This is a genomic window from Nocardiopsis lambiniae (assembly GCF_031845465.1).
In the GTDB taxonomy this organism is placed as follows: domain Bacteria; phylum Actinomycetota; class Actinomycetes; order Streptosporangiales; family Streptosporangiaceae; genus Nocardiopsis; species Nocardiopsis lambiniae.
Map to the genome: position 1 here is coordinate 284248 of NZ_JAVREP010000002.1, position 25263 is coordinate 309510.

Annotated in this window: 18 protein-coding genes; 6 read left to right on the top strand and 12 right to left on the bottom strand. The window is 72.3% G+C overall.

The annotated features are described in order from the left end of the window. Window positions 1–14: 14 nt before the first annotated feature. Window positions 15–1829: a serine/threonine-protein kinase gene (locus RM479_RS05630; protein ID WP_311510638.1), complete on the top strand. Its 1815-nt coding sequence runs from the start codon at window positions 15–17 to the stop codon at window positions 1827–1829. A 32-nt stretch (window positions 1830–1861) separates the two neighbouring features. On the opposite strand, the gene RM479_RS05635 is transcribed toward RM479_RS05630, so the two are convergent. Then, entirely contained in the window at window positions 1862–3136 is a 1275-nt protein-coding gene (locus tag RM479_RS05635) for a DUF6891 domain-containing protein (protein WP_311510639.1), read from the bottom strand. Window positions 3137–3606: 470 nt separating this feature from the next. On the opposite strand from RM479_RS05635, the gene RM479_RS05640 reads away from it, so the two are divergent. Further along, a complete protein-coding gene (locus RM479_RS05640; RefSeq protein WP_311510640.1) occupies window positions 3607–5601 on the top strand; it encodes a serine/threonine-protein kinase in 1995 nt (664 codons plus the stop codon). Here RM479_RS05640 and RM479_RS05645 read toward each other — a convergent pair. The 3 genes from RM479_RS05645 to RM479_RS05655 form a co-directional block, all read right to left on the bottom strand. Then, the gene (locus RM479_RS05645) at window positions 5583–6623 is read right to left on the bottom strand and encodes a hypothetical protein (RefSeq protein WP_311510641.1); all 1041 of its coding nucleotides are present in this window, start codon (window positions 6621–6623) and stop codon (window positions 5583–5585) included. The two genes, RM479_RS05640 and RM479_RS05645, sit on opposite strands and share 19 nt — an antisense overlap. A 199-nt stretch (window positions 6624–6822) precedes the next feature. Next, on the bottom strand, window positions 6823–9288 hold the full coding sequence (locus RM479_RS05650) for an ATP-binding protein (RefSeq protein ID WP_311510642.1): 2466 nt from the start codon (window positions 9286–9288) through the stop codon (window positions 6823–6825). 192 nt (window positions 9289–9480) lie between these two features. After that, on the bottom strand, window positions 9481–10140 hold the full coding sequence (locus tag RM479_RS05655) for an HNH endonuclease family protein (protein ID WP_274809284.1): 660 nt from the start codon (window positions 10138–10140) through the stop codon (window positions 9481–9483). Window positions 10141–10686: 546 nt separating this feature from the next. Here RM479_RS05655 and thpD point away from each other — a divergent pair. Next, window positions 10687–11574, top strand: a complete 888-nt coding sequence (thpD, locus tag RM479_RS05660; protein ID WP_311510643.1) for an ectoine hydroxylase — start codon at window positions 10687–10689, stop codon at window positions 11572–11574. A gap of 162 nt (window positions 11575–11736) precedes the next feature. Here the strand turns inward: thpD and RM479_RS05665 are convergent, their stop codons facing one another. From RM479_RS05665 to RM479_RS05675, 3 genes are all read right to left on the bottom strand, one after another. Then, a complete protein-coding gene (locus tag RM479_RS05665; protein WP_311510644.1) occupies window positions 11737–15348 on the bottom strand; it encodes a TcpE family conjugal transfer membrane protein in 3612 nt (1203 codons plus the stop codon). Between the two features lie 18 nt (window positions 15349–15366). Then, window positions 15367–15675, bottom strand: a complete 309-nt coding sequence (locus RM479_RS05670; RefSeq protein WP_311510645.1) for a hypothetical protein — start codon at window positions 15673–15675, stop codon at window positions 15367–15369. A gap of 72 nt (window positions 15676–15747) precedes the next feature. Then, window positions 15748–16695 (bottom strand): conjugal transfer protein, encoded by a 948-nt coding sequence (locus tag RM479_RS05675; RefSeq protein ID WP_311510646.1) that lies wholly within the window; start codon window positions 16693–16695, stop codon window positions 15748–15750. 361 nt (window positions 16696–17056) lie between these two features. On the opposite strand from RM479_RS05675, the gene RM479_RS05680 reads away from it, so the two are divergent. After that, window positions 17057–17749: a lysoplasmalogenase gene (locus RM479_RS05680; protein ID WP_311510647.1), complete on the top strand. Its 693-nt coding sequence runs from the start codon at window positions 17057–17059 to the stop codon at window positions 17747–17749. 162 nt (window positions 17750–17911) lie between these two features. Here RM479_RS05680 and RM479_RS05685 read toward each other — a convergent pair whose 3' ends face one another. Beyond that, on the bottom strand, window positions 17912–19048 hold the full coding sequence (locus RM479_RS05685; RefSeq protein ID WP_311510648.1) for a Fic family protein: 1137 nt from the start codon (window positions 19046–19048) through the stop codon (window positions 17912–17914). A gap of 163 nt (window positions 19049–19211) precedes the next feature. Here RM479_RS05685 and RM479_RS05690 point away from each other — a divergent pair, with 163 nt between their 5' ends. Then, a complete protein-coding gene (locus RM479_RS05690) occupies window positions 19212–19736 on the top strand; it encodes a hypothetical protein (RefSeq protein WP_311510649.1) in 525 nt (174 codons plus the stop codon). Window positions 19737–20035: 299 nt separating this feature from the next. Here RM479_RS05690 and ychF read toward each other — a convergent pair whose 3' ends face one another. Continuing rightward, window positions 20036–21121 (bottom strand): redox-regulated ATPase YchF, encoded by a 1086-nt coding sequence (ychF, locus tag RM479_RS05695; RefSeq protein ID WP_274809291.1) that lies wholly within the window; start codon window positions 21119–21121, stop codon window positions 20036–20038. Between the two features lie 274 nt (window positions 21122–21395). Here ychF and RM479_RS05700 point away from each other — a divergent pair, with 274 nt between their 5' ends. Beyond that, window positions 21396–22349, top strand: coding sequence for an FkbM family methyltransferase (locus RM479_RS05700; protein WP_311510650.1), 954 nt, complete (start codon window positions 21396–21398; stop codon window positions 22347–22349). Between the two features lie 128 nt (window positions 22350–22477). Here the strand turns inward: RM479_RS05700 and RM479_RS05705 are convergent, their stop codons facing one another. From RM479_RS05705 to RM479_RS05715, 3 genes are all read right to left on the bottom strand, one after another. Continuing rightward, the gene (locus RM479_RS05705) at window positions 22478–23191 is read right to left on the bottom strand and encodes an alpha/beta fold hydrolase (RefSeq protein WP_311510651.1); all 714 of its coding nucleotides are present in this window, start codon (window positions 23189–23191) and stop codon (window positions 22478–22480) included. Between the two features lie 185 nt (window positions 23192–23376). Beyond that, the gene (locus RM479_RS05710) at window positions 23377–24456 is read right to left on the bottom strand and encodes a 5'/3'-nucleotidase SurE (protein ID WP_311510652.1); all 1080 of its coding nucleotides are present in this window, start codon (window positions 24454–24456) and stop codon (window positions 23377–23379) included. Between the two features lie 85 nt (window positions 24457–24541). After that, window positions 24542–25237: an alpha/beta fold hydrolase gene (locus RM479_RS05715; protein WP_311510653.1), complete on the bottom strand. Its 696-nt coding sequence runs from the start codon at window positions 25235–25237 to the stop codon at window positions 24542–24544. Window positions 25238–25263: the final 26 nt, after the last annotated feature.

Here is a 25263-nt window from a genome sequence, read left to right on the forward strand (position 1 = left end):
AGGGATGCGCCCCCATGTCCCCATCCGGTCGCTCCTCCGTCGGCCGTTACGAGTTGCGCGAACGGCTCGGCGCCGGCGGGATGGGCACGGTGTGGCACGCCTGGGACCCCGCCCTCGAACGCGACGTCGCGGTCAAGGAGGTCATCCTTCCCGAGGGCATGAGCCCTGAGGACCGCGACGAGGCCCGGACCCGGACCCTCCGGGAGGCCCGGGCGACCGCGCGGATCAAGGACAACGCCGTGGTGACCGTCCACGACGTCCTCGAACACGAGGGCAGTCCGTGGATCGTCATGGAGCTGCTCAGCGGGGACTCGCTCCAGCACCACCTGGACCAGAGCGGCCCCCTGCCGGTGGCACGGGTGGAGGAGGCGGCCCGCTCGCTGCTCAGCGGGCTGAAGGCGGCGCACGCGGTCGGGGTCACCCACCGGGACGTCAAGCCCGCGAACATCATGCTCACCGAGGACGATCGGACGGTGCTGACCGACTTCGGCATCGCCAACGTCGACGGCAATACCGCTCTCACCCAGACCGGGGTGTACATCGGCTCGCCCGAGTACATGGCCCCCGAGCGGTTCGAGGGTGAGCGGGCGCTGCCCGCGTCGGACCTGTGGAGTCTGGGCGTCACCCTGTACGCGCTGCTGGAGGGTCGCTCCCCGTTCAAGCGGGAGAGCATCACCGGGATCATCAGCGCGGTCCTGACAGCGCCGATGCCACCACGTCCGTCGGTGGTGAACGGCGGCGGCCCGGTCCTGGGGACGGACCCCGAGAGCGCGCCGTTGCGGACGCTGATCGAGGCCCTGTTGAACCGCGACGTGTCGGCCCGGCCTTCGGCCGCGGAGGCCATCGCCCTCTTGGACCGGGCGAAGGAGGAGCGGGGGCGCGACGGCGGCACCGCCGAGGTCGTCGGGCCCGTACCCGGACCGGCCGGGCCACCCGGCGGCACCGGTGGGAACCCCGGCCCCGGCCCCGGGACCGGAGGGAACACGGGTCCGGGTCCGGGCGCGGTGTCCGGCCCCCGGCCGCTACCCGGGACGGGCGGGAACCCCGCGTTCGCCGCCCCCCGCGGACACCCGACCGGGCCGCACACGGGCGGGAACCCGACGGTCCACGGCCCGGGGGTCGGGGGTGGCCCGGGACACCCCGGACCGAACGGCCCCTACCCCGGCGGGAACACGGGGTTCGGCGGGCCGGGCACGGGATCCGGCGGGAACGCCGCGTACATGGGGCCGAACGACCCGCGTACCGCGGCGAACACCGCGTTCGGCGTCCGCCCCGGACCGGCCGGGCCGCTGCCGCCCGGCCGGCGGGCCGAGGCCCCCCTGCCGCCGATCACCCCCGCGACGCCCTCGCGCACGGGACCGCACGCCCGGATCGACGGGACCACGGCGGCACACGGGTTCGGGCCCGGGACGGGGCATCTCGGTACCGCCCCCGCCGCCCGACGTCCGTCTCCGCCGGCGTCGGTGCTCGTGGTGTGCGCGATGCTCGTGGTCAACGCCCTCGTCCTGCTGGTCCTCACGGCGATGGCCGCCGGGGACGGCGACACCGGATCGGGCGTCACCGCCGTGTTCGGTGTGTGGGGGGTGTGCTCGGGGCTCGCGGTGATCGGGCTGTTGCTACGGTCACGGCTGGTGTACGGGCTCGTGGTGTTGATGCAGCTCGTGGCATCGGTCGGGCTGATCCTCAGCATGTTCACCGTGCTCATCTACACGCCCGAGATGCTGCCGTTCTACCTGGCGATGCTGCTGTTCAACCTGATGGTGGGCGGTTTCCTGCTGATCCCGCCCAAGGCGCGGGCGTTCTTCCGATTGGGCGCGGCCTTCGAGTGAGCAGCCGGGGCGCGGTCACGCGCCCCGCGTCCTCACCAGTGGGAGACCTGGAGCGCGCCGAGGTCGTCGAGGGCGATCCGGCCCTCGTCGGCCAGGACACGGACCATCTCCTCGGCCTCGGGAAGGGTGACGTGGCGTCCCCGGGCCAGGCGTTCCCCGGGTGAGGGGCTCTCCAGCCACAGCCGGGGCCCGGTCTGCCACATCATCTGCACGACGTCCCCGGAGCGGCAGGCGAACACCCCGAACACGCCGTCGGCCGGGGTGAGCCGGTAGACGAGGTCGCGGGCTGCCGCCGTGCTCAGGGGTTCGGGGTGGTCGACGAAGCCGAGGCCGCCGACGGTGGAGTCGGCGTAGGTGACGTCGAGCAGGCCCAGGTGGGTGGAGCGGGCGTCCTCGGTGGGCCAGCCGGCGCCCACCGCCCAGCGGGCGAGGGTCTCCTCGACGCGCTCCCGGGAGAGGGCGGGCCCGTTCTCCACGCGCAGCAGGTCGAAGTCGCGTTCGAGGACGGCGGTACGTCCGCCCTCGCCGGTGACGGTGGCCCGTACCCCGCCGGGCAGCCAGGGCAGCACCAGACGGGCGAGTTCACGCACGCTCACCCGGCCCTGATGGCGGGTGATCCACGTGGGCAGGGGGTGGGGGTGGACCTTGGTGAACCCGACCTCCACGTGCGGTTCGCCCGGCGCCTCGGGTCCGGGGAAGGCGGCCAGACGGTCATGACGGCGCCGACTCCAGTCCATGTCCACCTCGATCTTGCGGGCGGGGTCACCGTCCCAGTGGACGGTGAGGCCGTGCGTGCGCAGCGCCTCGGTGACCTCCGTGCCGACGGCGGCGTGGCGGACGGGGTGGGTGGACTCGAAGCCGATCATGAGCGAGGCGCCGTCGGCGGCCAGGAGCGTGTCCTGCCAGTGGTAGTAGGCGTAACCGCGACTGGCGGTGTCGCCGGCCGCCGCGTCGAGTTCGACGCGGGCGCAGGAGTTACAGCAGGAGAACTCCTCGCGGGCGAGGATCCCCGACTCGTCCAGGGCCCGGAACGCGCGGGTGAGGCGCTCGGAGTCGGTGCGGGAGGGGCGCCTGCGTTGGCGGTGGACATGCTCGGCGAGGGCGGCGTCGACGTACTCGGGCAGGGTGGCCGCGAGCGCGCGGACCTGTGGGGCGTCCGGGTCGATGTGCTCGGGCAGGGCTTCGGTGAGGTGTCCGCGGGCCTGTTCGAGGAGTGCGGAGTAACCGTCCCGACCGGCCGCGATCCGGGCCGCGACATCCCTCCGAACCATGGCGAGGAGCTCGTCGCCGTCCCAGTGTTCGCTCATTGGCCCAATGTGTCAGAAGTCGGGAGTGTTCGGATGCGGTTGTCCGAGATATCGCCGTCCGCGGGCGGCCGGATACGGAAAACGGAAGTGACCGCGGGTGTTCGAATGACGACTCTGGGAAATATGCGCGTGAATTTCGCTTGGTACGGCGGCGAAAGGGGTCTCGGGAGAAGGCGGGACCCGCCCATGGGAACCCCTCCGCGGTCTCCTCGGAATTCGGGAAGTGCGACGACGGTCACAGGACGGGGGTCCCTTTCCGCGGTGTCCGCACCGGGCTCCCGACGGACCGGGGGCGCCTGCCCCTCCGGGCAGGCGCCCGGCGCCCCGGGCAGGGGACCCGCGACGGTCGGGGCTCCCGTCCGGCCGGCCACTATCGGCCCTGGTCGGCGCGATACGCGGCGGACCAGGCGAACGCGCGCCATAATCGAGGTGTCCCCGTTCCGGGGATCATCCCCCGACGAGGAGCGCGCGTGGAACCGCTGACCTCAGAAGACCCTCCCCTCATCGGCCGCTACCGGCTCTTGGCCCGGCTCGGCGCGGGCGGTATGGGCCGGGTGTACCTGGCCCGGACCGCGACCCGAAGGATCGTGGTGAAGACCATCCGCTCCGAGATCGCCGGCGATCCCACGTTCCACGCCCGGTTCGCCCGCGAGGTGGAGTTGGCGCGCAAGGTGGCCGGTCCGTACACGGCGGCGGTCATCGACGCCGATCCCCATGCCTCCGAACCGTGGCTGGCCACCGAGTACATCGAGGGGCCGTCCCTGCAGACGGCCGTGACCCGGGCGGGCGGGCCGTTGCCGGAGTCGAGTCTGGCGCTGTTGGCCGCCGGTCTGGCGGAGGCGCTGGTGGACATCCACCGGGTGGGGATCGTGCACCGCGATCTCAAACCCGGGAACGTCCTGCTGGCCGCCGACGCGCCGCGGGTGATCGACTTCGGCATCGCCAAGGCCGTCGTGGAGAACACGTTGACGCCGATCACGGCGGTGGGCCACGTGCTGGGGACGCCCACGTACATGGCACCGGAGCAGATCCTGGGGCGGGCGGCGGTCCCGGCGGGCGACGTGTTCTCGTTGGGCGGGGTGCTGTACTTCGCGGCGACGGGCACGTCGCCGTTCGGTGCGGCGGATCAGGCGCTGTTCTTCCGTGTCCTCAACACCGAACCGGACCTCGAACGGGTGCCCGAGAGGTGGCGGGAGCTGATCGCGTCGTGCCTGGTGAAAGAGCCCGAGGGACGTCCCGGCCCGGAGGGGATCCTGGAGCGTATCGGGGACATCGACCTGGACGCGAGCGGGTGGCCGCCCCCCGGGGTGTTCGGCGCTCGGACCGGCTCCGACACGGCGGGGCCGGCGCCTTCGGGATCGGCGCCTTCCGCACCGGTGGCTTCGGGGTCGGCCCCTCCACCGGGGGCGGGCGGATCCGTCGACGCACCACCGCCGGTCTCATCGACCTCGCCCGTCGCCGGGGAGGAATCGGCACGTGCCCTGTCGGTCGAGGACCCGGCCGTTCCCACCTACGACGCGCTGCCCCCGCCATCGGTCGGCGCGCCCGGCACGGCCGCGCGGGGCGACGGTGTTCCCGGACCGGCGGCGCCCGGGGCGGGGTCGGGTTCCGCGTCGGCGCCCCGATGGCGGCGATCGCGACCTCCGGTGGCGGTGGGGTGGTACCTCGGGGCGGCCGGGTACGTGATCGCGGCGGCGGTGCTCGGTCTGTACCCACCGCTCTGGTACACCGCGGCGCTGATCCCCTGTGTGCTCGTCCCGCCGCTGTTGGTGCTCCAGCAGGGGTTGCGGACCGGCCGGTCCCCGGGGGAGCCGACACCCCCGGGTTCGTCGGTGGCGCGGGTGGCGGCCTTCCTCCTCGCCCTTCCCCTGCCGCTGTTCGCCCTGGTCGCGTTCGCCAACGGCGACGGAGAGGCGCAGTGGGCGTTCGACGAACGTTCCCACCGCTCTCTGCCCTTGGCCTTGGGGCTCCCGCTGCTCCTGCTCCTGGATCCGGCGCCGGTCGGCTCACCGCTGCGCGGACCGGGGTGGAGGACCGCCCGCCCGGTGCTCATCGGGCTCTACGCGCTCGTGCTGGGCACGGCGTTCGTGTTCCACCGGGACGAGGTGGCGGACATCCACGTCCTCGACCATCAGCAGCGGCTGATGTGGATGGCCGTGCTGGGGGTCTGCGCGACCGCGGTCACCGTCGCCGCGATCGGCGTCGCGGCGTGGACCGGCGGCGCGCCCCGGAGCGTGGTGGTCCCGTCGGCGGCCGTCCTCGTGGCGGTCCTCGTCCTGGCCGGGGTGACCCTCGCCCACGTCGAGAACGATGCCCTGTGGCTGGTCTACGGGTCCCCCGTCCCCCTGGCCCTGCTCGCGACGGCGGCCGTCACGGCGGCGGCGCTGGTGGCCGCCGCCGTCTCCCGGGCCCGCGTTCGGAGCGACGGGGTTCGGAGCGACGGGGTTCAGAACAGCGGGGAGTGACCCGTCAGCCGGTCGATGTGCTCGTCGCGGACCCGGCGGGCGGCCTCCGCGGTGGCGGCGAGTTCGTCCATCTCCGGGGAGCCGGCGCCCGGGAACACCGCCGAGGCCCGGTGGTCGGCGTAGACGGCGGTGGTGTCGACGGCCTCCTGGCACTGTTCCCACTCGCGGTGGGCGGTCACCGCCCGTTCCACCAGTCGGCCGTACTCGACGATCTGTTCCACGCGGGTGCGCACGGCGTCCTCGACCGCGCACAGGTGCTCGCGTTGGGGGCGCAGTGCGTCCCGGACGCGCGGTGACGCGGCGCGCTGCCAGCGACGCAGGTGGGCGCGGCGCAGTTCGCGTTGACGGGAGAGCAGGACGGCGATGCGCCACTCCTCCTCGCGGAGCACCGTCAGGGCCCGGTCGGTGTCCAGGAAGTCGCCGCCGATCTCCTCGCGAGCGCGTTCGACCAGGTCGACGGTGTTCTGGACCGCGACGAGGAAGGGGTGATCGGAGGCGCTGAGGTCTTCGGGGCGCACCACGGGGTCCTCGGCGGGGGCGCGGTGGACCGGGGCGTCCTCCTGGACCCGGGCGGTGAGGGTGTCGGCGGTGACCAGGGCGACCAGGACCCCGAACACCGCCCAGGGGAGCCCCGTGGAGGGGTCCGCGGGCAGGGCGTCCAACAGCAGGACCGGGATGGCCACGGCGGCGCCCGCGCCGCCGATCACCCCGAGGACCCGGGTGACCGGGTGGGCGTCGTCGCGGAGGGCCAGGGCGCCGACGTAGGCGATGAGGCCGACGCAGACCACGATCATGCCCAGGTACCAGCCCACGGTGAGCAGGGACAGGGCGAGGGTGATGCCGATGACGCACAGCTGGACCCCGCCTTCGCGAAGTCGGGCACGGCGGGTGACGACCTCGCCGTTGGGCCACTGTACGAGCGGTCGGGGGTTCTCGACCCGGCGCAGGAGATCACCGCGTTCCCGTGCGGGGAGGGCGGGATCGATCACGGGTCTGGGCCGGCGTATGACGTCCTCACTCATGGGCGGTCCCTCGTGAGTGTGCCGTTCGGGGCTGGGCGGTGGGGATCGGGCGTCGTGGGAGGAACCCGACAGGATAGGAGATGCCCACCCGACGGGCCCACCGAACATGACCGTGTCCGGCCCTTGCCGGGCGGCCCCCGCCGGGACCGCCCGCACAGGTCACGGGATTCCGGTGGCCCGCTCCGGCCACCGCCGCCGGTCAGCCCTCCCGGATGGTGGTGACCAGTCCCTCGTCCTCGGTGGCGGGGCGCCGCCGGGTGGGGTTGGTGTCCAGCCAACGCCGCAGGTCCTCGGAGACCAGGTCCACGGCGATGCGGGCGGCCCGGCCGTCCAGGTCGCGGAACAGGCATTCGCCGTTGCCGAGGTTGCGCAGCACCGCCAGGTGCTCCTCGGTGGGTTCCACTCCCAGCAGGGCCATGACGCTCTCCACCTCGTGGCGTTCGCTGGAGCGGAACGCGAACACCGAGGACAGGCAGTTGGTGACCTGTTCGTTGAGGAGGTCACCGGCGTTCTGGGAGACCAGGATGAGCGCGGTGTTGCGGGAGCGGCCCATACGGGAGACCTCGGGGACCAGCTTGGCGCCCTCGGGGGTGGAGGTGACCGCCCACGCCTCGTCCAGGAAGATCGCCTTGGGCAGGTGCCGGTCCAGGCCGTTCATGAGTCGGCGGGCGAACTGGGAGACCAGGTACAGGAGGGCGACGGACAGGCGCTGCTCGTAGGAGTAGTCGTCGCGGCGCAACCCGGAGTCGGGCAGTGTGAGCCCGCCCAGGGTGAACACGGTCGTCCACCCCTCGGTGTCGATCTGCGCGTCGCCCTGGGGGTCGAAGCACAGCGACGCCAGGCGCATCTCCGACATCGACCCCAGGACGGCGCCCAGGTTGCGGGACGCGGCGTCGGAGGAGTGCGCCAGATGGTCGACGACCTTGGCGAGGGAGGGCCGGGGCTGGTTGGCGACGGCCGCCACGGCCTGGATCATCGCCGATTCGCGTTCCTCGCTCATACGGGGCAGCAGCAGACGCAGGGTCTCGGTGGCCATGGTCTTCTTGGCCGCCAGGTCGTCGCCGAACGCGAACGGGTCGAGGAGACCGGGTTGGGCCGACCCCAGGGACATGATGCGGGCCTTGCGGCCGCGGTTCTGGAGGAGTCTCACGAGGGACTCGGCGTCGCCCTTGGGGTCGATGGCGGCGACCGTGACCCCGCGCAGGGCGAGCTGGTGGATGAGCAGCAGCGCCAGGGTGGTCTTGCCGCCGCCGGGCTCGCCGGTGATCGCGATGGCGGTGGGGCGGTTGCGGGCGGCGGCGACCAGCGGGTCGAAGTGGACGATGGAGCGGGCCCGGCCGATGGTCTCGCCGATGTAGGGGCCCACCCAGCCGTCGCCGGAGCGGTCGACGCGGTCGCCGACGTCGACGGTGGCGGTGGGCATGCCGCCGGCGATGGTGCGCAGGGGTTGGCGCTGGGCGTAGGCGCTCAACCGGATCCGGTCGCCCGGCAGGGACTCGTTGAACAGGGAGAACTGGTCGCCGGTGGAGTTGATGACGTCGATGCCGATGTCACGGTAGTGCTCGATGACGGCTTCGACGTGCTGGCCGAGGAGGCGTTCGGTGGGCGCCGACACCATGAGACGGTGCCAGCCGTAGACGAACGGCAGGCGTTCCTTGGTGATGCCGTGTTCGAGCATGCGGGCGGCGTCGATCTGCTCGGCGAGGGCGATGGGGGCCTCCACGCCGGCCTCGCGGATGTGGGCGTCCATGTCGCGGGCGTGCGCGAGTTTGCGGCCGACGTCCTTGGAGGCCTTGGCGGGCGGGATGAGCTTCATCCGCAGCGACACCTCGACCGGGAACGGCAGGGAGTCGGAGTGGTGCAGCCAGGGTTCTCCGTCGGGGAAGGGCATGAGGTCGGGGAACCGGGCGAAGGACAGGAAGGCGACCCAGGTGGAGCCGGAGGGTTGTTCGAGGCGGAGCGTGGAGCGGCCGTTGTGGAGGGTGCCGTCGACCAGGGCCTCGATCTCGCCGCGGCCCCAGGTGCGGCGGCCGGCGGCGGAGGGGCGTGGTTCCTCGGCGCTTCCGGTGACGGAGTGGCGGATGAGCCAGGCGAGCTCGTCGGCGGTGGCGTGGCGGGCGTGCAGCGAGCTGGCGGCCAGGGCGCGGCCCAGGCGCTCGGACTGGTCGGTCCAGCGGGCGAGCTCCTTGTCATCGACGGCGTCGTCGGTGATGCCCAGAACCTGTTCGGTGCGCTGGTAGGCGCCCAGGAGTTGGGAGAACAGGCCCAGACCGGCGCCGGTGTTGCGCAGCCCGAGACGGACGCCGAGGTAGGCCTCCTTGGTCCAGAAGTCCTTGGCCCACACGTGCCGGTAGGTCTCGTCGAGGTACTCGTACCAGCCTGGACCGGAGTCGGAGGTCTCGTCCAGGCGGGTGGCCCACTCGGCGGCGGGGTAGGTGCGGTGGGCGATGCGCAGGTGGACCTCGGCGTCGTTCATGCGGATGGCGGCGAGCGCGATGGTGATGTTGGTGGCGAGGGCCTGGCGTTCCTCGGGGGTGGTGAACTCGTAGGAGACCGTCGGCAGCCGGAAGTAGGCCCAGGCCTCGCTGTCGCTGAACAGCACCCGGTCGTCGAAGTAGCGGACCGCGAGGCGGGTCGAGCCGCGGGTCCCCCATGTGCCGGTCATCTTCTGCCGCCCCTCCTGTTCGCGTCGCTCGGTGGGTGCGCCCGGCGGGCGGGCGCGACCGCGCGTGTGCCCTCCCCATAGTGCTGTACGGACCCCCGCCCGTAGAAGTGGAACGGGTTACGGCGCGCCAGAATGAGCGACGGCCCACCCCGAAAGCCGGGGAGGGCCGCGAACCGGGAGGGACGCGAGGCGTCAGCAGCGGTTGTTGATGGTGCTCTGGATCGAGGACTTCTCGGCGGAGGTCACCGTGAGGCTGTAGCGGTGCTTCACGTTGACCCACGCCTTGACGTAGTTGCAGTGGATCGCTGTGTTGGGCGGCATCCACTGGGACGGGTCCTTGTCGCCCTTGGAGCTGTTGACCGAGGCGGTGACCGCCCACAGCTGCGGGGAGTTCACGTCGTTGGCGAAGGTCCGCCGCTGGGTGGTGGACCAGGAGGCCGCACCGGTCTTCCAGGCCTCGCTGAGCGGGACCATGTGGTCGACGCTGATCTGGGAGACGTCGCCGCTCCAATTGACGTTGTCGTAGGTGCTGTACCAACTGCCGGAGGTGGGCTGGCAGTTGGAGTTGGTGACGACGTTGTGGCCGTCGCGGACCAGGACGTGCTGGCGGGCCGTGCAGGGGCTGGAGACCACGACCCAGTGCGGGAAGAGGCTGCGGTCGTAGCCGGTCTGGGGACCCTTGGCGGCGACTCTGAGGGAGTTCAGCTGGGTCTGGGCGGCGGAGGTGGAGGGGATGCCGGGGGGCAGGACGTGGTGTGCGGAGGCGGGGGCGGCCCAGCCGATGACGACGGCGAGGGCCAGGGCGAGCGCCGCGGTCAGGGCACGGCGGAGCCCACGGGGGTGGGGGGTCACGTGTTATCTCTCCTCTTGAGCGGGGGTGAGGGTAGAAGGGGACGATGACCACACCACTGTGAAGGGATGCGGGGCTTCACACCAGCCCCCGTGTGGGAATTCCAGAAGAAGCCGGCGTTACGTCCACGGGTCGTGTCCGACCTTTTTGCACCAAGGCCCGCACCGGATCCTTGTGAACTGGATCACGAAAAAAAGCGGGGGCGATGAAGCCGGGGTTTGACCGGTTGGAGGGCCACCGGGGGATCCGCGGCGATGAGCGCCCGGTCGCCGGATCGGACACGCCGTGCCACCCGCCGAGGAGGAAAAGACCCGGTGCGCAGGGGAGAACGGCGACCCGGGAACGGGTGGGAACGGGAAAGGCGCCGTTCGCCTTGTCGACCGGCACCGCAGAGTAGACCGACCCTACCCTGGGAAGAAGCGGGCAAACCCGATGAAGGGAATCGTCGGGGAACGGCCACGGGTGCGTTTGTTACGTTCGGATGTCGTACGGACCGTCCACGACTGTGAAGCGACACCGAAAGGATCACCCCGCACAGGGGCTCGGCCATGACGCTGCAGATGGATCTCCCCACCCTGGACGACTACCCCACCCGCAAGAGCACCGAAGCGGCCCTGCTGTACCGCCGGGACCCCACCGTCTGGGGTACCGCCGAGGAGGGCCCCTTCACCGACTCCGAACTCCAAGACCACGACCGGCGCGGCTACACCCGGCTCGAATCGCTCGTCGGCGACGCCGAGGTGCTCGACCACCGCGACGAACTGGACCGACTGGTCCGCGACCCGGGCCTGCGCGAGGACGAGCGCGCCCTCGTCGATCCCGCGGACGGCGGGATCCGCTCCGTGTTCGAGGTGCACCGGGTCAGCGAGGCGTTCGAGGCGCTGGTCAACGACCCGCGTCTGGTCGAACGCGCCCGGCAGATCCTCGGTTCGGAGGTGTACGTGCACCAGAGCCGGGTCGACCACCGGCCCGGGTTCGGTGGCGGCCCCCTGTACTGGCGCTCGGACTTCGAGACCTGGCACGCCGAGGACGGCATGCCGCGCATGCGTGCCGTCGGCTTCTCCGTGGCCCTGACCGACGAGCACTCGCACAACGGCGCGCTCATGGTGATGCCGGGCTCGCACCGCACCTACGTGTCGTGCCTGGAACCCGCCGAGGAGGACGGGCACGAACGGGCGGGCACGCCCGATCGGGGCGCGCTGACGATCCTGGCCGGACGGCACGGGATCGACGTGCTGAGCGCGGAGGCCGGCGACGTGACGGTGTTCGACTCCAACTGCATGTACGGGGCCGGGGCGAACATCACGCCGTTCGCGCGCTCCAACCTGTTCGTCGTCTACAACAGCGTGGAGAACGTCTGCGAGAAGCCGTTCTCGGCGGCCGAGCCCCGGCCGGGGTTCCTGGCCTCCCGCGACTTCACCCCCGCCGGGGGCTGACCCGCTCACGCACGGACGCCCCACCCGGTTCCCGGGTTCCGGCGGTGGTCGCGACACCCTGAACTCTCAGGACGTCGCGGCCACCGTGTCGTCTTCAGACGGTCCCGAAGCACTCGGGGCACGGTTTCCGAGGCCGGTGGACGAGGTGGGCGCCGTGGGACGTCAGGTGAGGAGCTTGTCGACGATGACGCCGGCGAGGGCGCCGTGGGCGCGTTTGGTGTTGGCCCGCAGGGCGCCGACGTCGATGCGCGTGTAGGAGGAACCGAGGTGGTCGTCCCACGGGATGCGGACGATCGCCCGGCATCGGCCCCGGGCCACCCGCTCGGCGGCGTCGACGTCGGGGAGGCTGCGCTTGCTGACCCCGTTGACCACCAGCACCGAGTTGGCGCGCAGCGCGCCGTGACCGTTGCCGTCGAGCCAGTCGAAGGTCATCGAGACCGCGCGCTCGGCGTCGGCGTTGGCCGGGGCGACCAGGACCAGCCCGTCGGCGGCGGGCAGGGCGCGGGCGACGCCGGTGGCCGCCGGGTCCAGGACGGTGACCGCGTAGAACCCGCCGAGAAGCTCGGTGAGCTGTGCGTAGTCGCGGTCGTCGAGGGTCTGGACGTAGGGGTCGTCGAGGGTCTGGACGACCTCCAGGCCGGTCTGGGTACGACTGGTGTAGGCGCTCATCCGCTCCTGGTCGCCGATGGCGTCGGCGTTGGCGAGCAGCGCGGTCAGGGTCTCGGGAGCCTGGGCACCGATGCGTCGGGACAGGCCGTTGGGGCCCGGGTTGACGTCGACGGCGACGATGCGCTCGTCCCGGTACTCGGCCAGGGTGTGGCCGATCATCAGCGTGGTGACGGTCTGCCCGGCGCCACCGGTGCACCCCAGGACGACGAGGCCCCGGGGGCGGTCCAGCGGGGTGCGCAGACGCTCGATGTCCTCCGAGGACAGTTCGGAACGGACCGGGGCGGCGCCGCCGGTGACGACCTTGGCCAACCGGCGCCAGCCGCGGGTGCCGCCGGAGTCGGCGGCGGGTTCGGGGGCGGGTTCCTCGATCCGGAGCGCGGGGACGCCGGCGGGGGTGTCGCCCAGGCTCTCCTGCTCGCCGGTGCCGTGGTCGAGTTCGAGGTCGGACCGGGGTCCGCGCCGGGGCGGCTCGGGTTCTTCACCCGGGGCGGGCTGACCGAAGAGCCGGCCGATGCGGCGGGCGTTCTGGGCGACCCGGTGGAACACGCCGTCGTGGGGGTCGTACCCCGGGGCCGTGGAGGGTTCGGGCTCGGACTCGGCGTCGTGGACGATCGGCGCGGCGCCACCGGAGGCGCGCATGCTCCACTTGACCGAGGACGGCTCCTCGGTGGGGGCCTCGTCGGGGGCGGGCCGCGCCGAACGGCGGCGGGCCAGGGCCGCCGCCTCGGCCTGTTCGAGCTCGGCGGCGGTGCGGCGGTGTTCGGGTCCTTCCCGGACCTCGGCGAAGCCGGCGAGTTCGCCGGTGCCGTGGTCGAGCTGGGTGGGCGGCTTCGCGACGGGCCTCTCCTCGGCGACGGCGCCCTCGCGAAGCTCCTCGGCCGGGATGACCGGGTTGTCCCTGTCGCCGACCCTGGGCTGGTCGGGGTGGCGCTTCTTGCCGTCGTCGAACCACTCGGAGGGGTCCTTGACGTCGCGTTCCCCGGTGGGCACGACGTCGGCGAACGTGGGTCGCGGCGGGGCCGGGGTGTCGGCGGTGCTGAGGTGGCGGTCGAGCACGGTCATGTGCTCGTTCCACTCGGGGCCGTGGTCCTCGTCGTCGCCGGGCTGGGCGGGCATGGCCTCGTGCTCGCCGGTGCCGTGGTCGAGTTCCAGCGGCGGCTTGGCCTGAGCGGCCTCGCCCTCCGGGGCCCGTATCCCCTCCGGAGCGTCCGCGCGGTCCTCCGCGGCCCCCGAGACCCGCGCCGGGTCGTCCTCGACGGCCGGGACGTCCTTCTCGGGAGTGCGCGCGGGAGCGGCGGCACCGGCCTCCGGGTCCTTGACCGGTCCGGTCTTCGCGCCCACGGGCGCGGTCGAGTCGTCGCCGCCCTCCGGGGTGCGCCCGGGGGACGCCGTACGTGCGTCCGCCGCCGGGGCGGAACGGACCTCTGAGGTCCGCGCACCGGCCGGTCCGGGCTTCGGGGCCGGGGTGTCGGTGCGCGAACCGGGCTCGTTCGGAGTGCGCGCGGGAGCGGTGGCACGGGCCTCCGGTGCCGTGACGGGGCCGGGCCTCGAAGCCGCGGGGGCGGCCGGGGTACGTGGGACGGGCGCGTCGTCGTCGGAGTCCGGAGCGGCGGTGTGCTCCTCCGGTGCCGGGACGGACCTCGGAGCGTCGGGGACGGCGGTGCGGGCCTCCGGGCCCGGGTCGAGGGAGCCCTCGGCGGCGCGGACCGGTTCGCCCTCCGCGTCCTCGGGGTCCTGGGGGGGGAGCCAGGGCGCGGAGGTGGGTTTGGCCGCGGGGCGGCCCGTGGCGGCCGCGTAGCGCTGCGCGTAGTCGGAGACGTCGTACCCCGGTCCGCTCTCCTCCGCCGTCTCCTCCAGGTCCCACGGGGCGGCGTGCGGTCGACCCGTGCGGCGGGGCCGGGCCGGGGCCTGCTCCTCGGCGGGGCCGGGGTCCTCGGCCCTGCGCTCCTCCAGTTCGCGGGTCACCCGGATGCCCTGGGTGCGACCGCGCAGCCGGCGGGCCGCCGTCGACTCGTCGGCCTCGCGGGCGATGGCCTCGGTGATCTCCTCCCGACTGAAGGCCGAGGTGTCCGAGTCCGCGTAGGCGCTCTTGGAGGTGAGGCCGACCGGCGTCTGCCCCGAGGAGGCGCGCAGGCGGGAGAACCACTCGTCGCTGTCGCGCTCCGCCTCCCCCTCCGTGTCGTAGACGGGTTCGGCGAACCCCTCCTCGAAGTCGTCCGCGTGGGGACGCGCCGGTTCGGTCGGGGTCCGGTCCAGGGCGAATCCGAAGTAGTTGAGCATCCGGACGCCCACTCCCGGGCGTCCGTCCCCGGGAGCGCCCTCCGGGGTCTCCTCGTCGCCCCCCGTGCCCTCTTCCACGCTCCGCTCCACGGCGGTCACCGTGGCCACGGAGGACCGTTCGGGCTCCGGAGCGGTCTCGCGCGCCGGTGCGGGGTGCTCGGCGATCACGCGGACCGGTTCGAGGTGCTCCTCGGTCTCGCGCGCCGGTGCGGGGTGCTCGGCGGCGTGAGCGCGCACCGGCCCCGGGCGAGCAGGTTCCGGCGGGACGGCCTGCTGGGGCGCGGGTGGGGTTCGGGCCGCGACGCGACGCAACGGAGGTGCCTGCTCCGGCGCCGGTCGGTGTTCCTCGACGGCCTCGACGGCCTCGGCGGCCTCCGCCCGGACGGTCTCGGGCACGGCGATCTCGCGCTCGGAGCGCCGTCGCGGCGACGGCAGCGGCCCCGAAGCCGGGTCGCGGTGCCAGACGCGCACCGCGACACGGATCTCGGCGGGTTCGTACTCGGGGGTCAACCGGGTGTACACCCGCGCCTCGGCGAGGAAGCGCGCCTGGGACAGCAGCAGTTCGGTGAGGCGTTTGCCCTCGATGACGGGCCGGGTGACCAACACCGTGATGACACCGGGCGGCACCACCCACAGGACCAGGTGCCACCCGTTGCCGAACACGAACGGGGCGTTGAGAATGCCGAGCAGGATCACCCACAGCGCGAACACGCCCAGGGCGACACCGAAGGTCCCCACCGGGAGCGGCATGGGCAGCCGGAAATCGTAGAGCTTGTACAGCCGCTTCTCGATACGCCAGATGTTGGTGTACGTGGGCAGATCCACGTTCCCGGCCTCCCTCGCCTATTCCGTCGATACGCCCATCGCTCGCGCGAGCGCCACCGCGATGACCTCGATGATGCCGGGGACGTAGAAGACGATCCCGATGAAGATCGCCAGGATGATGAACTGAGCGAATCGCGTGATCTCCCTGGTGAACAGGAAGAAGATCGCGACGATGGACACGATGACGAGGAAGAGCGGTCCGAAGAAACCGCGCAGGAAGTCCGCGAGTCCACCGGTGTCGGGGGCGTTGGCGTCGGCCAGGACGATGGGATCGACTCCGCCGAACACGGTCACGGTGTCCGCGGCGGATGACAGCAGGGGGAGCATGTCAGGCGCCGCCTCCCGGTGTCGTTGCTGCTGTGCGCATGGTCCTTCTCGTCTCCTTGCCTACGTGCCCCGTCATCCGCCGAACGAGTGCGGGGCGCCCTGGATGTCACGTACGTGCCACTCGTTTCCCGAGTTCACGACGGTGACCAGATAGCCCTGTGTCAACGTGCCGGTCCGCTCGCCTTCGGGGGCGGGCAGTACCCAGTCCACGGTGACGGCCACCTCTCGTACGTCATCATCCCCGGTCGAGGTACGGGATGGCACCACGGGATCGGACAGTTCGGAGAATTCCAGGCTGTTCGCCGGAAGCGGGACGATCGTGGCACCGGGTTCGAGGTAGCGGTCGAGGTGGTCCGGCTGCTGCGCGTAGGCGCCGAAGAAGCCGACGAGCACCTCCCGCAACTGGTCGGCGGCGGCGGGATCGGTGTCGAAGGCCGCCCGCTCGGGCAGCGACGCGCGGTCGGGGGCGGCCAGCAGGGCGGGACTGCCGGAGATCACCAGGGAGTCGCCGTCGGCGTAGACGGGGACCTCCAGGCTCATGGGTTCGCCGTTGACGTCGGCGCGGATGACGACGAGGGCGTTGTTGTCGTCCTTGACGTCGACGGCGGTGACGGCGAGGTTCTCACCGGCGAGGGAGCCGGCGGGGGCGTCGAGCGCGGTGGCCTCGCCCTCGGGGACGAAGGCGGCCAGGGCCGAGCGTCGGGACTCGACGTCCTCGGTGTCGAGGTAGGCGTCGGCGAAGCGGAGGGCGAAGGCGGCGGCCGAGGTCTCGGGGAAGGCGGAGGTCTCGGTCACCTCCGGTTCGGGGTCGGAAGCGGGGAGGGCGAGCCCACCGCGCAGGGGGAACCAGATGCCGTTGAAGATGACGACGATGAGGAACGCCCACAGGACGGCACGGCCCACACCGACCCACCAACGGCCGCCGGCCCCGGCGCGCGACCGGCGGGGGCGGGGGGCGTCGTACTCCACGTCGTCCTCACGCTCGCGCACGGCGGCACCGCGCCGTGGTGCGTTCGCCATCCCCGACCTCCTGCACACAGTTCCAGGCCGTCCGGTCGGACGGCGTACCCGCCATGCCCTTGTCTACCCCATCCCTATAGTGAGGCATTGTGCGGGTTGGGCGCGGACATGGGCGCCCCGCGATTTCCCCGCCAACCGCGCATTGCGCGCAACAGTCGAAGTTCTCAAAAGAGGAACAATACGGCAATAAGCAGACGAACCCATCTGTTGGTTGTACACCTTCCCCGCTTTATGGTCCGCCCGAAAATGGATTAGTCACCGGGCGGAGAGCAACATGTGTCCTGAGCGACAGGCCGCGGCGGCCGGACTGTGACCGGGGTCTCCCCCAGGGATGCGCGACGAGGATGCCTATGATGGCGCGATGATCCCCCGCAGCCCCCTCCCTCGCGCGTTGCTCACCCTGTTCGTCCTGATCACGGCGGCGCACCTCATCGTGCAGCTCACCGGCCCCGAATCCTGGTCCCGCCCCACCCAGGCGCTGCTCATGCCCGCCTTGGCGGCGTTCGTCCTGGCCGCCGTGAAGCGCCCGCGCGGGCGCTTCACGGGGCTGGTGCTGATCGCCCTCTTCTTCTCCTGGCTGGGCGACACCGCCCCGGCCCTGGCGTCCGGTGACGCGGCGTTCCTGGTGATGGTGGGTTTCTTCCTGGTGGCGCAGGTGGTCTACATCGTCGCTTTCTGGCCGTGGCGGGCGAAGAGCCCGCTGTACCGGAACCGGACCCTGCTGGTGCCCTACGGGGTGGTGGTGGCCGGGCTGGTGGTGCTGTGCGCGCCGGGTGCGGGGGCGCTGCTGGTGCCGGTGCTGGTCTACGGGCTGCCGCTGGGGGCGATGGCGGTCCTGGCCGTGGGGGTGCACCGGTGGACGGCGATCGGCGGGGCGCTGTTCCTGCTGTCGGACGGTCTGATCGCACTGCGCGCGTTCACGCCGGACTTCGACCTGCCCGCGAGCGGGTTCTGGGTGATGGCGACCTACACGGCGGCGCAGGCGTTCATCGTGCTGGGCTGCCTGGCCCGCGTCCCCGAGGAGACCCCGCTCACCGAGGGGACCCCCGCCTGAACGTCCGAGGGCGGGGCCGGGTGTACGCGGCCGATCCGAACGGACACCCGCACCGGCGTACGACCCTTCGCCGATGTACTTCGACCCCGAAGGCCGCCCGCGCCCGACCGGGGGTCGGTGAGCGCGCCGCGGGGACGATCGTCTCCTCCTCTCGAACCCGGATCAGTCCGCGTACGGGTCGGTGAGCGGCAACGGGGTCCGGGCCGATTCCAGGGCTTCCCGTGGGAACGCGGGGCCCGCGGTGTAGAAGCGCGCACGGGTGCGACCGACCGGTGTCAGTACGTCGCTCGCGGCCAGGTCCCGCAGGTCGCGCTGGGCACGCTGGAGGCTGATGCCCTCCGCCCGTTCGTAACGTGTGCGACGTACCCGCCCGGACATCGCCACGTCGTGCAGGGCGGAGACCAGTCTTTCGTCCAGCCCTCGGGCCTCCGCGAACGAGCCGAGCAGGCTCCACACGCGGTTCGAACGCCCCAGCCGATTGCTCACGGTCTGTGCCTGCTGGTGGTATGCGGTGAGATTGAAACGCACCCAGCCGGAGACGTCCTGGCCGGGACGGTAGGTGGCGCCGCGGAGTCGGAGTTCTCGGTAGTACTCCCACGTGTTGCCCGGGCGGCCGAGCCAGGCCTCGATCGAGGAGAACTCGGGGGCGAGCTCCCCCTCCCGGGCGATCAGAAGAGTCTGGAGCGAGCGGGACATACGGCCGTTCCCGTCGGCCCAGGGATGGATGGAGACCAGGTGCAGGTGGGCCATGGCGGCCCTTACCAGCGGGTGGGTGCCGTCGTCCGTGTTCAGCCATTCGACCAATTCGGCCATCAGATCGGGCACCTCGGCCGCTTCCGGCGCCGTGTACGCCGCGATGGTGGGATCGCGGGCGTCCGTCACGTACACCGCTCCCCGCCGCCACTGCCCGGCCGGCTTGTTCGGTGTGTGCCGGTGTCCTTGCAACATCCAGTGCAGTGCGTTGAGGAATCCCTTGCCGTAATGGAAGTCCTGGACATCGTGCAGTGTCTGGATGTACGTCATCATCCGCTGATAGGCGAGCGTCTCCTCACGGTTCTCCTCGGAGACGTCGACATCCTGCTCACCCTCGATGAGGTCCTCGACGTCGACCGTGGACACCTTGAAGCCCTCGATCGAGTTCGAAGCCGCCACCGCGTCCGCGGTGAGGAACTTGCGCAGCCCTTCGGTCCATTTCGTCGGGGACTCTTGGACCCGGAAACGCAGCCCGCGGCGAAGCTCCTCGACTTCGCCGAGGACGCGCCGGTCCTCGGTACCGAGTGCGGGTGTGGGAAAGAGCATTTCCCCACCCTAGGCTGACGCGAACATTACGTCAATGCGTCAGACCGTGCGCCGGGAGCAGGCGTTCATCGTGCTGGGCGGTCTGGCCCGCGTCCCCGAGGAGCCCCCGCTCACCGAGGGGACGCCCGCCTGAACGTCCGAGGGCGGGGCTAGGTTCGCGGGCATGGACGATGAGGACGTGTTGGCGCGGATCCGGGAGGACGGGGCGCTGCGGGCGGCGCTGGACCTGGTCGGGGACTTCGACGTCGAACGGGTGGACCCGATCGAGGAACTGGAGCTGCCCGACGGCGAACGCCCCGTCCCGATCGCGGGGTGCGCCTCGGGCGGCACGTATTTCCTGTGCGGTCCGGCCGGGACGCGACGGCCGGTGCTGTACGCCGACTCCGAGGGGCGGGCCACGCTGGCCGCCGCCGACCTGGCGGAGGCCCTGACCCTCTTCACGGCGCTGGCGTCGTGGCGGGACGCCCTCGACGGCCACCCGCTCGACGAACTGGAGGAGGAGGTCCGGGCGGACCATCCCGACCTCGATGTCGTCCGGGAGCGGGTCCGCACGGCCCTGGGCCTGTCCGCGCTCACCCCCGAGGAGGCCCGGGAGCGACTGCGGAACGCGGCCCGGCGCACCGTGCCCGACTTCCTGCCCCGCCCGACGGGGCACGAGGGCCACTACGAGCCCATGCACTCCGGCTGACCCGTACGGCTCACGAGGGCCCCGGAACGCCCCGGCGCGAAAACCGGGCGGCGGCCCGCCCCGCCTCTCCGGGACGCGTCCGGCCTCCTCGTCCTCGTGTGGGTCCGGGCCGTGCCCGGCACCCCGAACGTCCCGTCGGCCCCTGTCCCGCTGGGCGTCCCGCCGTTCGGGCCGAGCGTTCCGACGCCGGGCCGTCGCCGAGACCGATCCGGTCGCAGGGAACGACGGGCAGGGGCCGGATCCGAAGATCCGGCCCCTGCCTCGGGTGTCATCGCCCGACCGGCGGTCGCGCTCCCCGCCTACACGTTGAAGCGGAACTCCACCACGTCGCCGTCGGCCATCACGTAGTCCTTGCCCTCCATACGGACCTTGCCCGCGGCGCGGGCGGCCTGCATGTCGCCGGCCGCGATCAGGTCGTCGTAGGAGACCACCTCGGCCTTGATGAAGCCGCGCTGGAAGTCGGTGTGGATGACCCCCGCCGCCTCCGGGGCGGTGGCGCCCTTCTTGATGGTCCAGGCGCGGGCCTCCTTGGGCCCGGCGGTGAGGTAGGTCTGCAATCCCAGGGTGTCGAACCCGACCCGGGCCAGCTGGGCCAGACCCGACTCGGTCTGTCCCATGGACTCCAGCAGCTCCTGGGCCTCGTCGTCGTCCAGCTCGGCCAGCTCGGCCTCGATCTTGGCGTCCAGGAAGATCGCCTCGGCCGGGGAGACCAGCTCCTGGAGCTTGGCGCGCAGGGCCTCGTCGGCGAGTTCGCCGCTGTCGAGGTTGAACACGTAGATGAACGGCTTGACCGTGAGCAGGCTCAGCTCGCGCAGGCGGGCCAGGTCGACGTCCTTCGCCGCGTACAGCGAGGTGCCGCCGTCGAGGATGTCCTGGGCGGCGCGGGCGGCGGCCAGCAGTTCCTGGGAGTCCTTGTCCTTGGCGTTGCGCTTGGCGTCCTTCTCCAGGCGCGGCAAGGCCTTCTCCAGGGTCTGGAGGTCGGCGAGGATCAGCTCGGTGTTGATCGTCTCGATGTCGCGGGAGGGTTCGACCTCACCGTCGACGTGCGTGACGTCGGGGTCGTCGAAGACCCGGATGACCTGGCAGATCGCGTCGCTCTCGCGGATGTTGGCGAGGAACTTGTTGCCCAGGCCCTCGCCGGTGGAGGCACCGCGCACGATGCCGGCGATGTCGACGAAGTCGACGGTCGCCGGGAGGATCTTGGCGGAGCCGAAGATCTCGGCGAGCCTGCCGAGTCGGCCATCGGGCACACCGACGACTCCGACGTTGGGCTCGATGGTCGCGAACGGGTAGTTCGCGGCCAGAGCGTCGTTCTTGGTCAGCGCGTTGAAGAGGGTGGACTTGCCGACGTTGGGCAGTCCCACGATCCCGATAGACAGACTCACAAGGTGAGAGTCTATGCGGCCCGACGGGGCGGGCGGTCCGTCGGGGAGGAAAGCGGGGCCATTCACCGAAACACAGTGCGCAGGCGTGACTACTCACAGTAGGTTCGGTTCATGCCGCCGGGGACCGGTGCGGGAGATGTCCGAACCGTCGGCCCCTTTCCCCTCCGTCCCCTCCGGCCGACGTGCCACGGCCACGGGGCCGGGAACCGGCGCGTCCCGGGGTCGACTCGGGTGCGCGCCCCGGTCCCGAGGTCCTGTTCCCTGGGGAGAGAGCATGGTCACCGATCAACTTCGCGAACTCGTGCGCCGCTACCCGCTGGTGCGATTCGCCACCCGGCGGATACGTGTCCGGCTACCGCGGAGCATGGGAGGTCTGAACCCCGCCAGGGTGCCCCCGTGGAGCCGCGTTTTCACCCTGGACCTGCCCCGCCCGGACACCGACGCCCGCCGACTCGGCCCCGACTCGGTGACCCTGCACCTGCCCGGTTACCTGACGGTGCCCCGTCGACTGGCCGCCCACGGCCTGGCCGGGCACGAACCCGACAGCCTGTCCTGTTTCCTCGCGATGCTCGGGCACACACGGCCGGGCGCGGTGCTCGACGTGGGCGCGGGGGTGGGGGTGTACGCGATGTTGGCCGCGGCGCGTTCCGGACGGCCCGTGTTCGCGTTCGAGCCGACCCCGGAGATCGCCGCGGCGGCCCGTTCCGTGTCCGAGGGTGCCGAACTGGGGTTCACGGTGGCGGAGGTGGCGTTGAGCAACCACAACGGCACCGCGTACCTGCGACGGGCCCGGCACAACGACATGTGCAACACGATCGAGCGGTCCGGTCGCCACGACCTGTCGGGGATCACGGTGCGGGCCGCGACCCTGGCCCGGTGGAACGAGTCGGTGGGCTGCTCCCCCAGCGTGCTGAAGATCGACACGGCGGGCACCGAACCGGACGTGATCGCGGGCGGCCTGGAGGTGCTGCGTCGGTTCCGGCCGTGGATGTTGGTGAAGGTGCGCCCGGGGCGGGGCCTGGAGGAACGCCTGATGGCCCTGCTGGAGCCGTTGGAGTACACGTGGTACCCGGTCAACGGACGGCCGCCGTACCCGCCGAGCCGGGAGATCGCGGGTCGGGCGTCCCCGGCGTGGGAGAGGACCTGGCTTTTCACACCGGAGCCCGCCGGGTCGGCCTTCTGGACGTCGGTGGAGGCCTGGCGCAAGGCGTTGCAGGTCTGCGCCTGACCGGCCCCCGCCGATGGCGCGGAGCGGCCGGGGGGTTCGCCGGTCACGGGGTGCCGTCACCGCTCCGGGGGGAGTTCGCCGTCCGGAGGGGCCGGGGCGCGACCGGTCCGCGCCCCGCTCCGGTCGGGTCAGGTCGCGGCCACTCGGACCCAGGAGTCGAGTTCGGCGAGGAGCCCGGGGAGGTCGTCGCGGTGGATGCAGTGGGCGGCGTTCGGCACCATGCGCACGTCGAATCCGCGGTCGGCGAGTTCGTCGGCGGTCCGGGCGTCGATCGTGATGGTGTTCTCGGCGTGCAGGACCAGGGAGGGCACGTGCGGTTCGTCCGGCAGGAGGTCGCGACCGGCGACCTCGTCGGCGACGAAGGTGTAGAACTCGGGGTCGCAGGCGGCGAAGCCGGCCAGTTCCCGGGCGACGTCGAGATCGTTCCAGCGCGGGTTCATCGCCCGCACGTGCGCGGCGTCGGCGGTGGCGAACACCCGGCGCATGCGCTCGCCGGCGTCGGCGGGCATGGGCGGCAGCCGGAAGGCGGGGTCGACGTAGACGGCGTGGGCCGGGGCCAGGCGCTCCACGGCCAGGGACAGCGCCAGACCGCCCATCGAGTGACCGATGGCCAGGTCCGCGCCGACGGGCAGCGAGTCGACCAGGTCGTCGCCCAGCGCCGCCACGCTGTAATCGCCGCGCGGGCTGCGCCCGTGCCCGCGCATGTCGACGCTCACGACGCGGTGGCCGCGCTCGATGAGGGCGGATTCGACGGCGTGCCAGGTTCCGTGGTCCGCCGCCGCCCCGTGGACGAGGATCGCCGTTCTCTCTCCGTTGCCGTTGGTGTAGGTCTCCAGGTTCATGGGACTCCTTGCGAAGGGGCGAGAGCCGTCCGGGACCGGGGCGGGAGAGGCCGGTCGACCGGGTCGGTCACCTCAGCTTCTCGGACGATCCGAAGGACGAGAAGGGAAATGACCGGAATCGGACGCGCCCGCGCACTTTTCCTTCCTCGGTCCCACTCTCCGACGGCGGCCCGGAGCCCCGGCCCTCAGCCGTTCCCGAGGGCGGTGACGAGCTCGGACAGCCCTTCGACCGTCGTCGGGTCCTCACCGGAGGCGTACGCGCGATCGACGGTGAGCGCGCTCACCGACACGGCCCCCTCCGCCAACAGGGCGATGGCGTCGGCGTCGTCCCGGGTCTCGGGGAGGCAGCCGGGCGCCTCGGGTCCGCACGGTCGCACGGCCGGGGTGAAGGCGTCCTCACCCTCGTAGTCGACGACCAGGACCGTCCCGGCGCCCGCCCGGGTCCAGCGGACGTCGGTGCCCGGTGCTCCGTCGGGCGAGGCCGGGTGGTTGACGTTGACCACGTACCCGTCGGACCCGCCGTCGAGCAGGCCGGCACCGTGCATCCGGGCGATGAGGTCGGTGCCGAAGGCGGCGGTGGCGGTGAGGGTCTCGGGGGTGACCACGAGGTCCTCGTTCACGCTCGCGCTCAGGGCGAGCGCGGGCACCCCGGCCGCGACGGCGGCCGAGGCGACGCCGATCGTTCCCGAGTGGGGGATCTGCGAGGCGACGTTGGGGCCGGAGTTGACGCCGGAGACGACCAGGTCCGGCGGACCGTCCCAGCCGACGACCTCGGGCAGGCCGTGGGCGAGGGCGAAGCCGAGGGCGTCCACCGGGGTGGCGCTGGGCGAGTCCGGGCGGCAGGGCCCCTCCTCGACGCACACCCCGTGGACCGCGCCGCCGGAGGGTGCGTCGGAGCAGGCGTCGGCGTACTCCTCGGGTGGGGCCGGCGGGGCTCCCAGTCCGAAGGCGCCCTCGTGGGACAGGGCGGCGCTCATGCTCGACTGCTGCGCCCAGGGCGCGAAGGCGACCACGTCGGCACCGGCGTCGCACAGGGCCGCGCGCAGGGCGTACAGGCCCAGGCCGTCGCCGCCGTCGGGCTCTTCGCCGCGCATGGAGTCGTCGTTGCCGATGAGGACCCGCACACCCTCCAGCGACGCGGGCGGGAAGTCGGCGAGAACGCGCCCTTCGGGGGCCGACGGGTCGTCGGGGGCGGCGCAGGCCGTGGCGGCGATCAGGAGGAGGGCGGTCGAGGCGAGCGCGCGCCGCATCGGTGTGGGTGTCATGACGGGTCCTTCGGTCGGGGGGCGGGGTGGGGTGGGGTGGGACGCGGTGCCCGTGGAGGGAAGGGCACCGCGCGGTCCGGTCGGGTCAGAGCCAGCCGTCGAGGGAGGCCAGGAAACCGGGCAGGTCGTCGCGGTGGACGCAGTGCCCGGCACCGATGACGGTGCGGACCTCGAAGCCGCGTTCGGCCAGCCGGCGGGCGCCTTCGGCGTCGACGGTGAAGCTGGGGTCGGCCAGCTGCACCAGGGAGGGCACCACGGCCTCGGCGGGCATCGGGTCACGGTCGGCGGCGTCGGCGATGACGTCGAAGAACGCCGGGTCGAAGGCGGCGAACCCGGCGAGTTCGGCGGCGATGTCGGCGTCGCTCCAGCGCGGGTTCATGGCGCGCACGCTCTCGGCCGTGGCCTCGGCCACCATCCGCCGCATGGCCTCGCTCGCGCCGGGGGTGACCTGGGCGAACCCGAAGGCGGGGTCGGAGTAGACGGCGTGGGCCGGGGCCAGGCGCTCCACGGCCAGGGACAGCGCCAGACCGCCCATCGAGTGACCGATGGCCAGGTCCGCGCCGACGGGCAGCGAGTCGACCAGGTCGTCGCCCAGCGCCGCCACGCTGTAATCGCCGCGCGGGCTGCGCCCGTGCCCGCGCATGTCGACACCGATCACCCGGTAGCCCAGGCCGATCAGATGGGCCTCGACGGCGTGCCAGGTGCCGTGGTCGGACATGGCGCCGTGGATCAGCAGGGCGGTGCGGTCGCCGGTACCGCTGTCGTGGGTGGCCAGTTCCATGGGGAGTCCCTTCGGTGGTCGTGCGG